Here is a 14,728-nt window from a genome sequence, read left to right on the forward strand (position 1 = left end):
CTTTGCTATTTCTTAGCACCGATTGTTTTTTCATTCTCCACACCGCACCAATGCATAATCGTATGCGCCATAATCTCGGCACATTCAATCACACGGTCAAGCTCGATGTATTCATTCGGATAATGTGCCATGCTGGTTACACCCGGTCCGAATACAAGCGATGGAGTCTCTCCTACCTTAGTCAGCAGACCACCGTCCGTTCCCCACGGCGAGGCTTCGATTACAGGATCTTCACCTAGAACCGTGCGATACGATTGGACAAGATGATTCATCAATTCATGATCGGAATCCATCATTCCAGGTACCCACTGAGCACCGAACCATTCTAGTTTTGGAGGATGCTCTGTCAACCATTCATCATCAAGTTCTGCCAGCGCTTCAGCCATTGCCTGCTTAGCATCCTCCATGTCTTCATCCGGGGCAACCCCCATTCTTCCTTGAAGTTCTACCAGATCCGGTACAGAAGACGGCCACTCTCCCCCTTGGATCATTCCGATATTAATCGGAATCGGAATGGGGATATTTTGATAGAGCGGGTCTGTAATCTGATCATTCCGCTTTTTTTCAAGGTTGCGAACCGCTTCTACGATCATCATCGCTTTCTCGATGGCACTCACACCTTCATAGCGAGTACCACCGTGTGCCGAACGTCCCTTAACCTTGATTTTGAACCACATGGAGCCTTGCTGTTTCGGAAAAATCTTCATCTGTGTCGGTTCCGGGATGAGCGCTGCATCTGCCTTATATCCTCTTAGCACAGTGGACAGCGTTCCTGAGCCTCCGCTTTCTTCTTCAACTACACTCTGAAAAATAATATCTCCCTTAAGGCGAATACCTAATTCCTTTAGGCATTCAATGGCGAACAGCATAGCGACATTGCCGCCCTTCATATCTGTAACCCCACGTCCGTACATTCTCCCATTCTCTATCTTACCGCTGAACGGGTCATCATCCCACTGCTCCAGATCTCCTGCAGGTACAACATCGATATGGCCGTTCAAGATGAGCGACTTACCGCCGCCCTCACCTCTCCACACACCGACCACATTAGGACTGCCTTCAAACGAGGTGCGCGGTGAACAGAAATATGGATGCTTTACCAACTCATCTCCCGCTGGCTCCCATACATCCACTTCCAAGCCCAACGCGGCCAATTTATCAGCTACAAGCTTTTGTGCTTCGGCTTCCTTTCCCTGTACACTCGGAGCTTGCACGACCTGCGCCAGAAAATCCATCGCTTCCTGCTGATGTTCCTGCATCCATTGTTTAATTTGATCCTTCATCATGCCTTGGCACCTCCCTGGTTATTTAAAGACCGGAACTTGACTACCTTCAGCAATTATAAGTGGGGCTTCTGTGCTTTCCACTACCTGTTCAACTGTGTAGGGATAGAGCACTTCACGCAGATAGAGCGCATCACCTACTACTTCAATCACTGCACGCTCGGTAATAATCATATCCACACATGCTGGTGCGGTCAGCGGTAGTGTACACTTCCGCAGAATCTTAGGCTCTCCTGCCTTATTCGTGTGGTTCATCAGCACAATAACTTTCTTTGCTTTCTGCGCCAGTTCAATTGCTCCTCCCATGCCCGGCACCCGCTTACCAGGGACGATCCAATTCGCCAAATCACCGTGTTGGCTCACTTCAAGCGCTCCTAGAATTGTAATATCGAGATAGCCACGACGAATCATTCCAAAAGCCACCGTACTATCAAAGTACGAAGCACCCGGAGCTAACGTAATCGGAAAGCCGCCCGCATTACACAGATTCTCATCCTCTTCTCCACGTATAGGCGATGGTCCTGTACCGAGAATGCCATTCTCGGCATGGAACATCACATTCCACTCATCCGGAATATAATCCGCTACAAGCGTCGGAATGCCAATGCCTAAGTTTACCAGCATACCGGGATGGATTTCTTTTGCCGCGCGACGCGCGATTAGGTGACGCTGCTCTACTCCCACGCCCATTTCCAGTTCACTCCTTCGCTTTTGACGATATAGTCTACATATACGCCCGGTGTAACAATACATTCAGGGTCCAATTCGCCCTTTGGCACAATCTCATTCACTTCTGCAATCGTAATATCACACGCCATAGCAACCAACGGATTGAAGTTGCGGGCGCTTTTATCATAGATGAGGTTTCCGTATTCATCGGCCTTAAGCGCATGTACAATCCCAACCTGTGCTGTTAGCGCAGGTTCTACCATATATGTCCTGCCCTCAATCTCAATCTGCTGCTTTCCTTCCTCCACAATCGTGCCAAGTCCAACATCCACCAGTATGCCGCCAAGCCCCATGCCACCCGCACGAATCTTCTCTGCAAGCGTTCCCTGCGGATAGAAGGTTACATTCATTTTTCCTTCCGTCATAAGCCGACCCGCATTCGGGTTGGAGCCGATATGTGAAGTAATCAAGCTGCGAGCACGTTCCGCCGTGACAAGACGGCCAATTCCGATATCTGGAAAGCCTGAGTCATTACCAATTAAATCTAAGTTCTTCACTCCTTTATGGAGAATGCCATCGATCAGTGTCGGAGGATTGCCTACCCCGCCGAAGCCTCCAAACATTAGAGTGATACCGTCATTAATATGTGTTAACGCTTCATCAAGCGCAACGACTTTGGATATGGTTTCCTTCATACCTGCTCCTCCTCTGCTATACGTTTTCTTTAGAAGCAAGCAGTCCTTCCTGCTCTAGCTCCAACGCCAACTCACCAATCGATTGGTCAAGCATAAACAATAATTCATTCATTTCCTCTTCTGAAATAACAAACGGCGGTGCTACTATGATGCAGTCTCCAGCCTGGCCATCCATGCCGCCGGATGCATTGTAGATGAGCAATCCATTCTCCGACGCGCGCGCAATCACCCGTTCGGTTACACCCGCGCTCAGTGCAAACGGCTCTTTCGTAGTACGGTCTTTAACGAATTCGATGCCGCACAGCAACCCCTTTCCTCGAACATCACCGATTATTTCATGCTTATGCATAAGTGTTTTTAATCCTTCTATTAATTGACGACCGCGCTCTTCAGACTTGGCGATGAGCTGATGATCTTCAATGTATTTCATAACCGCAAGCGAGACAGCAGAAGACTGCGGATTTGCGCTGAACGTATGACCCGACATGATCGATTTAGAACCGGCGGCAATCACATCAATAATTCGCTGGCTGGCAATCGCAGCCGCCATCGGCGTGTAGCCCGCGCTCATTCCTTTACCTAGTGCCATAACATCCGGTACCACACCCCAATGATCAATGCCGAACGGCTTGCCTGTGCGTCCGTTTCCTGTCATAACTTCATCGGCGATGAACAGAATATCATAGCGTTCACAGATGTCTTTAATTCGCTGATAATAAAACGGAGGTGGCGTCACCGCACCGGCGGATGCGCCAATGATCGGCTCCGCAATAAAAGCGGCGATATTGTCTGCGCCGACGCGATGAATCGCCTGTTCTAGCTGATTTGCACATAACAGATCACAGCTCGGGTACGTACTGTTAAACGGACAGCGGTAGCAGTACGGAGGCTCTACAGCCGGGAATTCTTCCAGAAGCGGAATAAAGCGCTTTCTTCTTAAAATATGTCCGGACATAGACAGCGCTCCCAACGTAATACCGTGATAGCTCATCCATCGGGATAGAACCTTATTCTTGCTGGTCTTACCCTGCTCCTGCCAATATTGGATGGCAATCTTCATCGCGGTCTCCGTCGCTTCCGATCCGCTGTTTACAAAAAATACGTAATTCAAATCACCCGGCGTCCAGCTCGCAAGCTTCGCCGCCAGTTCCTCTGCTGCCTCGCTCGTAAACTGAGAGCGGTACGTAAACGACACTTTTTTGGCCTGCTCATTCATCGCATCAATAACCGATTGTACACCATGTCCAATGTTGGCTGTAACAGCACCTGAGCAGCCGTCCATGTAGGCTTTTCCGTTGGTATCATATAAGTAAACCCCGCTACCATGTGAGACGGTTGGGTATTCTTTATCTAAAAACGGTTTAATCACATTGCTCTTTTTATCCACCGGGTTCTCCCCCTCTGCATTTGTCGATTGATTTCATCATAACAAGAGACCTTAGGAAAAAATATTCTCACTATTAGATAAATTTATAGTATATTTTTTATACATGATGTATAAAGAGAGGCGGTCCCATGTCGATTACACTAAAGGAAGCACTAACATTACCTAATATCCAACAGATGAAGCTGGTAGGCGGCCACAGCGGCATTCATCATATTATTAAATGGGTAACGATTGTTGAAATTGTTGAAGATATTTCTCGGCTGCAGGAGGGTGAGTTCCTCATTACGACTGGCTATGGGCTTGATACAGAAGCTAATCGGCGCTTCTTCATCGAAAAGCTCGCCAAGCAAGGCTTATCAGCCGTAGCCATTCATACGGGCTTCTATATGGAGACGATTCCACCTGAGTTCATCGCGGCTGCTGACGCTCACCATCTGCCACTCATTGAAATTCCGCGCCATATGAATTTCTCTGAAGTAACCAAAGCTTTATTAGGTCATATCGTAAATCGTCAGTTGCAGTTGATGCAGGATACACAACAAATCCATCGAGAGTTGACTATGTTAGCGCTGAACAATAAGGGGTTTGCTCCGCTTGTACACACGTTGGCGGATCGGCTACAGGCGGAAGTAGAACTTTATGATGCACAAGGCGAACGAATCGAGCGTAGCGGCAGCGAGGAGAACCATACGCAGCCACTCTCCTTTCCTAAAGCGGTTGTCTTGCAGCCAGAAAGCAGTACAGACGCTTCTCTGCTCCTCTCCGAACAACGGCTTGTGCATGCGATAGCTACTGACACAGAACAATACGGACACCTGCATATTCAAAAAAACACCGCACTTACAGAGATGGATCATCTAATCGTAGAGCAGGCCAGCATGGTATGTGCAATTGAATTTCTAAAACAAAAAGCGGTCGACGAGGCCATTTTGCGCATGCAGGAAAACGTATTCGATGAACTTCTTGAGCATACCGGACAAGATGAATCCACCTTGCAGAAGATGGCACAAAAGCTCGGATATCAGCCGGTGGAGAATCTATGTATCATGCAGATTGCTGCACCGAATGATGATACGCTGCGCCAACTCGCACAAGTATGGGCTCACAAGCAGCCAAGGCCGGTACTCTTGCGTGAAAAGCAGCGTACCGTCACCATCCTGCTTCCTGTACAACAAGAAAGAGATGCCATCCGTGCTGCGCAATCCCTGCAGCAGGAAGCCCAACGAAAAGGCTTAATGGGATCGCTTCATATCGGGCTCAGCTTTCCGTTTTGCGGATTCACTCCGATTGCGGCCCATGCTCAGGAAGCGCGTGAAGCACTGCAGATAGCAATTGCAACCGAAGAGGCGCTTATGACACATGATAAAATCGGAGCCTTTGCGCCGCTTTTGCAGATGAAAAAAGCGGGCATTGAGCTGACGACCCTATTCCGCCCTCTGCTCGACCCGCTGCTTGCATACGATCATAAGCACAATTCAAGTTTGGTAGACACGCTAGAATGCTATCTACAGCACAATTCCAACATCAAGAACACAGCATCCGCATTATTTATTCACCGCCATACACTCAAGTATCGGCTTGAACAAATCGAGGAAAAAACAAAGAAGGATTTACAGAATGCCCATACGCTTACACAATTTCATCTTGCCCTTATGGCATACCGGCTTGAGCATGCAGCCATTACCATACTATAGCGAAAGATTAACACCGAGAAAGATCCTTCACCCAGAGACTCATGTCCTCAAGCTTATCGAAAATATTGCAGTTTTTCGTCATGCGCCCTGCATATTCATAGCCGAGTTGATGAAATACCGCATTCATGCCAAACGATAGGGAACGGGCCAACGAATAGGCGCAATAAATATGGCGCGTTTGCAGTTCATTCTCAAGCGCCGTAATCAAGTGACGCATCAAGCCATGCTTGCGGTGTTCATTATAGGTCGCACAATCTGTCATTTCTGCATTGTTATATATAGCATTGATTTCGGCCGATGCGGCGCTAACAATACGCGCCTCCGCTTCCGCTACATAGAAAACCGTGCCTTCAAGCATCACCTTCTTAATATAGGCAGGATCGTTCATTGGCGTCGGATATGTCTGAAATACCGTTCCATATAGATGGGCTAGCTGCTCCGCATCTTCAGTGACAGCAATACGAATCGTATATCCTTGTGCGAGCGGCTCATCGGATGCCTTAAGCGGCAGAGACAGCACTTGACGGAGGATATCGTCCTCTTGAATCCAGTACTCACTTGTGCGACGCTCATCTGAGAGGTACATTGCCATACTGTACGCATCACCGCCATTGAAGTATTTCTTAAATACTCCTTCGAGCATATAACCAAGACCGAGAAGCGTCGCAACGTCTTCCGGCCGGGATTTGATGAATATTTTTGTAAGCGCATGCTCGTTGGCGAGCGCTAGAATCCGGGTATGCATAAGCCGCACACTCCCCCGGTAATCGTCAACACGCAGCCGCGCATTAAACCGGTCAAGACTTGCATCCATTGTAAAGGATGAGCCTGTTTCTATGAGTGATTGAGCGTACAATTCGTTTTTTGTTGTCATAAGATGCCCTCCGTTCTTCTATAGTTTTCATAATAAATAACTTTGCAATAAATGTGCCATTCTTTTTTCAAGCGGCGTGCATACTCACTACTTCAAAGAAATGGGGGATCGATATGTCCAAATTAGCGGCGATATGGTCGGAAGAGTTCGAATGGCTGCTAAGCATCATTAATGTCGGTATTCATCTAGTGGACAAAGAGGGAACCACTTTGTTCTTCAATGAGACGATGGCCGAAATTGATGGGCTGGATCGCCGAGATGTCATCGGACAAAGCGTATTCGACCTGTTCCCGTCTCTCACCAATGAAAGCAGCACGCTTATTGGTGTCCTTCGCACCGGCGAAGAAATCGTAGACAAAGTACAAACTTATATGAATATGAAGGGCAAGCAGATTACATCCATTAACAGTACCTATCCTCTACTCAAGGACGGAGAGATTGTCGGAGCTGTAGAGCTGGCGGAGGATATCACCCGAATCGTGCAGCTCAACGACCAAGTACTGGACTTGCGACAACAGCTCTATCAGAGAACAAAAGAAAAGAAAAGCACCAAAAACGATACCCAATATCATTTCAGTGATTTGATTGGTGCAAGCGCTTCGTTCCAGCAGGCGCTCACGCGCGCCAAGCGGGCAGCACGCACACATTCGCCTGTGCTTATCTGCGGTCCCACAGGAACAGGAAAAGAGCTCATTGCCCAAAGCATTCACAATGCGGGCATTCGGCGTGATAAGCCTTTTATTGCACAAAATTGTGCTGCCGTACCCCGCGAATTAATGGAGGGCTTATTGTTCGGTACAACAAAAGGAGCCTTCACCGGCGCTATTGACCGCCCCGGGATTTTTGAACAGGCTGATGGCGGCACGCTTTTTCTTGATGAGATTAACAGTCTTGACATCATGCTTCAGGCTAAGCTTTTGCGCGTGCTGCAGGATGGGCGTGTTCGTCGGGTTGGCGGGGCTGTCGAACAAGAAATCAATGTTCGAATCTTAGCAGCCATGAATATTCGGCCGCATGAAGCATTAAAACATAACATTCTACGATCGGATTTGTTTTTTCGATTAAATGTAGTTAATATCGAGCTTCCCCCACTGCTTGATCGTAAGGATGATATCGCATTATTAACAAACCATTTCATCGATAAATTCAACCAGACATTCGCCATGAAAGTACAAGGTGTAAGCGAAGAAGTAAAAGCGGCCTTCCTCGCGTATACATGGCCGGGAAACATCCGGGAGCTGCGTCATACTATTGAAGCTGCCTTCAACATGCTAGAGGAGAACGAGGAGCAGATCGAAGTACGGCATCTTCCCCTACAGTTCAGCGAAGTACCAGCAGAATATCTATCTTCTGACACCAGTAGATCAACCGTGCCATCGCCAACTGCGTATCCGATTGATCTGCCTGGCTATATCGATCGCATCGAACGGGAGATTCTCTCCGAAGCACTGCAGCATTATGAAGGAAATATTAGCAAAACTGCAGATTCACTTGGCATTAAACGACAGGCCCTTCAATATAAACTCAAAAAATTCAATTTATAGACAAAATTTTTGCAGCAAAAAATTCATGAACCGCCAGTTTTTTTGCAGTAAAAGAGCAAAAAAAGAGAGAGAGCCATCCTCTCTTTTTTTCGTATATCGCGTCATATCAGTATTTTTAGAATTTTTTTATTTTGGCATGCATCTTGCTGTAGTTAAAATGTGACGAGAATACGCTTAGGAGGTACAGCAAATGAGCTTACTAGAAAGAGATCTGAATAATGAAAAGCAAGCGCCAGCAGTAGGTCATGGATGGCATGCAGCTCCTGCAAAAACACGTAACTTTCGCGATATTGAACTTTGGAAAGATGTAACGGATGAACAATGGAATGATTGGCTCTGGCAGCTTACTCATACAATCAAAAGTGTGGAAGATCTGAAGAAAGTCGTAAACCTAACTCCAGAGGAAGAAGAAGGCGTACGAATTTCTACACAGACGATTCCGCTGAATATTACACCATACTATGCTTCTCTTATGGACCCTGATGATCCGCGTTGTCCTGTTCGTATGCAGTCTGTTCCTGTATCGGCAGAGATCATGAAGACAAAATATGACTTAGAAGATCCGCTGCATGAAGATGAGGATTCGCCTGTTCCGGGCTTAACACACCGCTATCCGGATCGTGTTCTATTCTTGGTTACAAATCAGTGCTCCATGTACTGCCGCTACTGTACACGCCGCCGCTTCTCCGGCCAAGTAGGCATGGGCGTGCCGAAGAAGCAGCTCGATGCAGCAATTAACTACATCGCTAATGCGCCGGAAGTACGCGATGTGCTTATCTCCGGCGGTGACGGCCTGCTAATTAATGATACCGTGCTTGAATACATTCTTAAAAACCTGCGCGCCATTCCACATGTAGAGATCATCCGCATCGGAACCCGCGCACCAGTCGTATTCCCGCAACGTATTACGGAGAACCTGTGCAACATTTTGAAGAAATACCATCCGGTATGGCTGAATACGCACTTCAATACACCGCTTGAAATCACACCGGAATCAAAGCTTGCCTGTGAAATGCTGGCTAATGTCGGCGTACCTGTAGGAAACCAAGCCGTCATTCTTGCCGGTATTAATGACAGTGTACCAATCATGAAAAAACTGATGCATGAGCTGGTCAAAATCCGTGTACGTCCGTATTACATTTACCAATGTGACTTATCTGAAGGTATCGGACATTTCCGTGCTCCCGTATCAAAGGGTCTTGAGATTATTGAAGGCCTACGCGGACATACATCCGGCTATGCTGTACCAACATTCGTCGTAGATGCTCCTGGAGGCGGCGGAAAAATCTCGTTGCAGCCAAATTATATGATCTCGCAAAGTCCAGACAAGGTTGTTCTTCGCAACTTCGAAGGTGTAATCACCTCCTATCCAGAGCCAAAAAACTATACGCCTGGCCGTGCGGACGCCTACTTCAATGAGCAGTATGGCATCACCGAAGAAGAGGAAGGCGTGGGCATCACCGCAATTATGCGTGATGAGAAGTTCAATCTGGTTCCGGAAGGACTGCGACGCATGAATAAGCGCCAAAACTATCAGCAAGCAGACGACCATGCATCGCTTAAAGACCGCCGCGATAAACGCGACGAGATGAAAGCAAAATTAGCAAAAGCAAAGGACAACAAATAAGCAGCAAGGGGGAACGTTTATGAAATGCATCTGGTGTGAGACTGAGGAAGCGAAAGAAGGCCGACTGGATTGCTACTGGGTAACACCGGACGGAAAAGCCACCGTGCAAATTCAAAGCATCCCTTCTGTGGATTGTCCGAATTGCTACGATAAATTCGTCCCAGAAGATACTTCGCAAAAAATCGAGGACGCACTATACTTAAACGATATTTCCTCTTTAGGTGCGGCATTCACGTATGAGCAGCTCCTACAGGCACCGCGCATCAACTTATTTAATGCCAAATCGCAATAAGAGGAGAGGAATTGATGAAACAACGCGAGCATTCGTCTTCGCATGAATTAAAGCGCACAATGAAAAGCAGACACCTGTTCATGATTTCTTTGGGCGGTGTAATTGGTACAGGATTGTTTCTCGGGTCTGGCTATACGATTAATCAAGCCGGACCCGGAGGCGCAGTCCTCGCCTACTTAACAGGCGGATTGATTATGTATCTGGTGATGCTCTGTCTTGGGGAACTGGCGGTCGCTATGCCGGTTGCCGGCTCCTTTCAAACATATGCCACCAAGTACATCGGACCCGGAGTCGGTTTTACAATCGGCTGGATGTATTGGCTCAACTGGGCGGTTACGGTCGGTGTCGAATTCACCGCTTCAGGACTTCTTATGAAGCGATGGTTTCCCGATTCACCGGTCTGGCTGTGGTGTATTATATTTGCCGGAGTGCTTTTCCTTCTCAATGCACTCTCAGCGCGCAGCTTTGCTGAAACCGAGTTTTGGTTTGCCGGCATCAAAGTAGCAGCGATCCTGTTGTTTATTATTGTAGGTGCAGCAGCTATGTTTGGCTTTGTCAGTCTTAACAGCACAGGACAAGCCCCCGGCTTCTCCAATTTTGTTAATGATGGCGGTCTTTTCCCTAATGGAATGACAGCGGTTCTTCTGACGATGATCGCCGTAGTCTTTGCCTTCCAGGGAACGGAGCTTATCGGGATTGCCGCAGGTGAGAGTGAAGATCCGGAGAAGAATATTCCACGTGCCATTAACACGACAGTATGGCGCACGATTTTCTTCTATATCATTTCGATGATTATTTTAGTCAGTCTCATTCCTTGGCGTCAGGCTGGTGTCGTGGAAAGCCCGTTCGTCATGATTTTCGACAGTGTGGGGATTCCTTATGCCGCCGATATCATGAATTTCGTTATTCTAACCGCTGTTCTATCTGTAGGCAATTCAGGTCTGTACGCATCAACTCGTATGCTCTGGGCAATGTCGCGCAACGGAATGGCAAGCCCGTTTCTTAGCAAGCTTACCAAGCGCCGCGTCCCATTGAATGCTCTTCTTGTAACACTTGCTGTCGCTTGCTTGTCGCTGCTTTCAAGTGTAATTGCTGAGAATACAGTCTATATGTGGCTGCTCTCAATTTCTGGTATGGCGGGTATTATCATCTGGATGTCCGTTGCGGCTTCGCAATTTATGTTCCGCAAGCGCTTTCTTGCTGAAGGCGGACACCTAAAGGACTTAGCATACAAGACTCCGCTATATCCGTTAGTTCCTATCGTTTGCTTCATTGCCTGTACTATCGTATTCATCAGTATGGCCTTTGTCGAGGAGCAGCGAATGGCGCTCATCTGCGGTATTCCATTTATGATTGCATGCTATGCGTATTACCGGATACGGATTCATCCAAAGAAGGAAGCGGAACGGCTTTTCGAAGGGTCAGAATCAAACGAGCCCTCCTCGTTACAAATCGCCAATAAGTAGTGAGAATCGCATCTAAAAATAAAGCACGAGACACGCATCCACCCTGCTGTCTCGTGTTTTTATTTGCGTCCGTACGCATGAAATTCCGTATTTTCTCCAAAATAATAGAAGCTACCTTAACTATGAGAGAAGGAGAATGCGTATGGTCAGCAAGGAACAAAAAAAGAAACTCACTCCCACCCAAATGGAATACCAGACACTCGCACAGGCACACGAACCGGCTCGACCGGTTATGAAGAACGTGCTGCGCGCTTTTTTTGTAGGCGGCTTCGTCTGTCTTATCGGGCAGTTTATCCAGACTTTCTTTATGAACTACTTCCACTTCACCGAGAAAACAGCGGGAAATCCGACTGTCGCTGTTCTAATCTTCATCTCGGTGCTGCTCACCGGTCTTGGGGTCTATGATAAGATCGCTCAGTATGCGGGAGCAGGAACCGCTGTCCCTGTTACCGGATTCGCCAACTCCATTGCGTCTGCCGCTATGGAACACCGCAGCGAAGGTCTTGTACTTGGTGTTGGCGGCAATATGTTCAAACTCGCTGGTTCTGTCATTGTGTTTGGCGTTTTCGCCGCGTTTATTATTGGGCTTGTTAAATGGGCATGGATGGCGATAGGAGGAATGTCGTAATGCTACAGGGACACCAATCATGGGTTTTTCCAAGTAAACCTGTTATTCTATCGTCTGCCGCGGTCGGCGGACCGTTCGAAGCGAAGGGAAATCTAGCGGACGACTTCGATTTACTGTATGGCGATATTTGGCTGCAACAGGATAGTTTTGAAAAAGCGGAGAAAAAAATGCTCGAAGATGCCTGTGATACTGCGATTAAGAAAGCAGGCATCCAAAAAGGCGAAATCAACTTTCTTCTTGCTGGCGACCTGATGAACCAAATCATCTCCAGCAGCTTCTCCGCACGTACTGTCGGCGTTCCATATCTTGGTATTTTCGGAGCCTGCTCCACCTCTATGGAAGGACTGGCTCTTGCCGCTCAACTCATCGACAGCGGCGCTGCTAAGTATGCACTTGCAGGTACATGCAGCCACAATGCAACTGCTGAGAAGCAGTTCCGCTATCCGACAGAATATGGCTCACAAAAACCGCCGACCGCTCAATGGACTGTAACAGGTGCAGGTGCGGCTGTCGTCGGTCCATCCGGTACAGGCCCACGTATTACCGCAGCCACCATCGGCCGCGTCGTCGATATGGGGATTACCGATCCGTTCAATATGGGTGCTGCTATGGCCCCTGCCGCTGTAGATACCATCGAAGCACATTTCCGCGATTTGCAGATTACCGCCGACCATTATGACTTGATCGCAACAGGCGATTTAGGGAAGGTCGGTCATGCGATTGCACGCGATCTCTTAGCAAAACATGGCATAGCTGTTCCGGAAAGCAAACTGACCGATTGCGGCCTGTTGATCTATAACGATGAAACACAAGACGTCCTGGCCGGTGGAAGCGGCTGTGCCTGCTGTGCGACCGTCACCTACGGCCATCTGCTCAAACGACTCCAGGCCGGAGAATGGAAGCGCATCCTCGTTATTGCTACAGGCGCTCTTCTCTCCCCGCTCAGTTTTCAGCAGAACGAGAGCATTCCCTGTGTGGCACACGCAGTTGCCATCGAACAATAACGATAGGAAAAGGAGGCATACGGCATGATTTTTTTCTGGGCTTTCGTCATTGGAGGTCTTATCTGTGTCATCGGCCAATTGCTGATGGATGTCGGAAAGCTAACCCCCGCCCATACCATGTCTACACTCGTCGTAGCAGGAGCCATCCTAGACGGATTCGGATGGTATGAACCGCTCATTACATTCGCCGGGGCAGGCGCAACCGTACCGATTACAAGCTTTGGCAATGCACTGGTACACGGCGCGATGCAGGAGATGCAATCTGATGGTGTTGTAGGGATTATTACCGGTATTTTTGAAGTAACCAGCGCAGGCATTTCAGCCGCCATTATTTTTGGATTTCTTGGCGCTTTGGTGTTTAAACCAAAAGGATAAGCACATACTATCTGCTGTGGAGGTGAAGGTCATGACAGTATCAGCACAGGTGAAACAAGCGCTGGCGAGCTTAAAAAGCGCGCAGGCCAGCTTAGAGACTTTTGCTCTGAGCACACAAAATCAGCAAGCAAAGCAGCTTTTCACCCAAAACGCGCAGCAAACCCAAACCATTATTGATGCGCTCGAACCGCGTATTCAGCAATTGGAACAAGAGGAGCCACAGTACAAAGGCTTCTAAGCACGCAACAGCAGGGTGAGTCATCGGCTCACCCTGCTTACTTTCTAGGGGGGTACATCAAGGTGGATGTTGTAAACATCGCATTACGCGCTTTTTTTGCACTGGTGACCTTATTTATCATCACACGGTTAAGCGGCAAAAAACAGTTAGCACAGCTTACGTTCTTCGAGTACATAGTCGGCATTACGATCGGCGATATTACCGCATTTATCGCCACAGATCTTGAGAATAATCTGCTGCACGGGTATACAAGTCTAATCGTATTTGCCGCAATTCCGTTTCTTATTGATTACCTTTCATTAAAAAGCAAATTCGTACGCGACCTATTCGAAGGAAAAGGCACCATACTAATCAAAGAAGGCAAAGTATTAGAAGACAATATGAAGAAGGAGCATATCAGCACAGACGAGCTGCTTGAACAGCTTCGTCTTAAGGGTGCTTTCAAAGTAGCAGACGTGGAGTTCGCCATGCTTGAGACCAATGGACAGGTAAGTGTCTTACCAAAAAGACAAGCACAACCCGCTACTATCAAGGACCTACAGCTAAACCTACCTAACGAGGAAGAACCGGAAACAGTCATTATGGATGGAAACATTCTGCTTGATTCTTTACGGGCGAGCGGGCATACAGAGCAATGGCTGCATACAGAACTCGAAAAAAGCGGCGTCACACTCGATAACGTATTCATCGGTCAAATTGATTCGCAAGGTCAGCTTTATCTTGACGTCTATAACGATCAGCTGCAAATGCCTACCCCAAGCCAGAATCAGCTTCTGCTCGCCACGCTTAAAAAGTGTCAAGCCGACTTTGAAATGTTCGCTCTTGAGACCAAAGCACCCAGAGCAAAACAAATCTACGGCAAAGCAGCCGAGAAGCTGCAGCAAACTGTCGATCAGGTAAGCCCGTATCTTCGGTAGTATGACAAAGCCTGGAATCCTATACAGACCATAAA

At 47.8% G+C, this 14,728-nt stretch carries 15 protein-coding genes; 10 read left to right on the forward strand and 5 right to left on the reverse strand.

The window, feature by feature from the left end; genetic code table 11:
* Nucleotides 1-5 precede the first annotated feature (5 nt).
* Genes AB3351_RS18975 through AB3351_RS18990 form a run of 4 tightly spaced genes read right to left on the reverse strand, consistent with a single transcriptional unit; the run spans nucleotide 6 to nucleotide 4,034 of the window.
* Nucleotides 6-1,286 (reverse strand): peptidase, encoded by a 1,281-nt coding sequence (locus AB3351_RS18975; RefSeq protein WP_371148731.1) that lies wholly within the window; start codon nucleotides 1,284-1,286, stop codon nucleotides 6-8.
* 18 nt (nucleotides 1,287-1,304) lie between these two features.
* Nucleotides 1,305-1,973 carry a 3-oxoacid CoA-transferase subunit B gene (locus tag AB3351_RS18980; protein ID WP_371148732.1) on the reverse strand — a complete coding sequence of 223 codons (669 nt, stop codon included), beginning with the start codon at nucleotides 1,971-1,973 and terminating at the stop codon, nucleotides 1,305-1,307.
* The gene (locus AB3351_RS18985) at nucleotides 1,958-2,647 is read right to left on the reverse strand and encodes a CoA transferase subunit A (RefSeq protein ID WP_371148733.1); all 690 of its coding nucleotides are present in this window, start codon (nucleotides 2,645-2,647) and stop codon (nucleotides 1,958-1,960) included. The genes AB3351_RS18980 and AB3351_RS18985 overlap by 16 nt, the downstream gene beginning before the upstream one ends.
* Nucleotides 2,648-2,663: 16 nt before the next feature.
* Complete coding sequence (locus tag AB3351_RS18990) at nucleotides 2,664-4,034, reverse strand: aspartate aminotransferase family protein (protein ID WP_371148734.1); 1,371 nt, start codon at nucleotides 4,032-4,034, stop codon at nucleotides 2,664-2,666.
* A 128-nt stretch (nucleotides 4,035-4,162) separates the two neighbouring features.
* Here AB3351_RS18990 and AB3351_RS18995 point away from each other — a divergent pair, with 128 nt between their 5' ends.
* Nucleotides 4,163-5,728, forward strand: a complete 1,566-nt coding sequence (locus AB3351_RS18995) for a PucR family transcriptional regulator (RefSeq protein WP_371148735.1) — start codon at nucleotides 4,163-4,165, stop codon at nucleotides 5,726-5,728.
* A gap of 7 nt (nucleotides 5,729-5,735) precedes the next feature.
* On the opposite strand, the gene ablB is transcribed toward AB3351_RS18995, so the two are convergent.
* Complete coding sequence (gene ablB / locus AB3351_RS19000; RefSeq protein WP_371148736.1) at nucleotides 5,736-6,602, reverse strand: putative beta-lysine N-acetyltransferase; 867 nt, start codon at nucleotides 6,600-6,602, stop codon at nucleotides 5,736-5,738.
* A gap of 113 nt (nucleotides 6,603-6,715) precedes the next feature.
* On the opposite strand from ablB, the gene AB3351_RS19005 reads away from it, so the two are divergent.
* From AB3351_RS19005 to AB3351_RS19045, 9 genes are all read left to right on the forward strand, one after another.
* Nucleotides 6,716-8,146 carry a sigma-54 interaction domain-containing protein gene (locus tag AB3351_RS19005; RefSeq protein ID WP_371148737.1) on the forward strand — a complete coding sequence of 477 codons (1,431 nt, stop codon included), beginning with the start codon at nucleotides 6,716-6,718 and terminating at the stop codon, nucleotides 8,144-8,146.
* A gap of 190 nt (nucleotides 8,147-8,336) precedes the next feature.
* Nucleotides 8,337-9,773 carry a lysine 2,3-aminomutase gene (gene kamA / locus AB3351_RS19010; RefSeq protein WP_371148738.1) on the forward strand — a complete coding sequence of 479 codons (1,437 nt, stop codon included), beginning with the start codon at nucleotides 8,337-8,339 and terminating at the stop codon, nucleotides 9,771-9,773.
* 19 nt (nucleotides 9,774-9,792) lie between these two features.
* On the forward strand, nucleotides 9,793-10,065 hold the full coding sequence (locus tag AB3351_RS19015) for a YokU family protein (protein WP_371148739.1): 273 nt from the start codon (nucleotides 9,793-9,795) through the stop codon (nucleotides 10,063-10,065).
* A gap of 14 nt (nucleotides 10,066-10,079) precedes the next feature.
* Nucleotides 10,080-11,531: an amino acid permease gene (locus AB3351_RS19020; RefSeq protein ID WP_371148740.1), complete on the forward strand. Its 1,452-nt coding sequence runs from the start codon at nucleotides 10,080-10,082 to the stop codon at nucleotides 11,529-11,531.
* A gap of 142 nt (nucleotides 11,532-11,673) precedes the next feature.
* Nucleotides 11,674-12,159 carry a stage V sporulation protein AC gene (spoVAC, locus tag AB3351_RS19025; RefSeq protein ID WP_371148741.1) on the forward strand — a complete coding sequence of 162 codons (486 nt, stop codon included), beginning with the start codon at nucleotides 11,674-11,676 and terminating at the stop codon, nucleotides 12,157-12,159.
* The gene (gene spoVAD / locus AB3351_RS19030) at nucleotides 12,159-13,163 is read left to right on the forward strand and encodes a stage V sporulation protein AD (RefSeq protein ID WP_371148742.1); all 1,005 of its coding nucleotides are present in this window, start codon (nucleotides 12,159-12,161) and stop codon (nucleotides 13,161-13,163) included. The genes spoVAC and spoVAD overlap by 1 nt, the downstream gene beginning before the upstream one ends.
* Nucleotides 13,164-13,187: 24 nt before the next feature.
* On the forward strand, nucleotides 13,188-13,538 hold the full coding sequence (gene spoVAE, locus AB3351_RS19035) for a stage V sporulation protein AE (protein WP_371148743.1): 351 nt from the start codon (nucleotides 13,188-13,190) through the stop codon (nucleotides 13,536-13,538).
* Between the two features lie 31 nt (nucleotides 13,539-13,569).
* Nucleotides 13,570-13,776, forward strand: coding sequence for a DUF1657 domain-containing protein (locus tag AB3351_RS19040; protein ID WP_371148744.1), 207 nt, complete (start codon nucleotides 13,570-13,572; stop codon nucleotides 13,774-13,776).
* A 62-nt stretch (nucleotides 13,777-13,838) separates the two neighbouring features.
* A complete protein-coding gene (locus tag AB3351_RS19045; protein ID WP_371148745.1) occupies nucleotides 13,839-14,693 on the forward strand; it encodes a DUF421 domain-containing protein in 855 nt (284 codons plus the stop codon).
* Nucleotides 14,694-14,728 lie beyond the last annotated feature (35 nt).

This window comes from Aneurinibacillus sp. REN35, from assembly GCF_041379945.2.
Lineage (GTDB): Bacteria > Bacillota > Bacilli > Aneurinibacillales > Aneurinibacillaceae > Aneurinibacillus.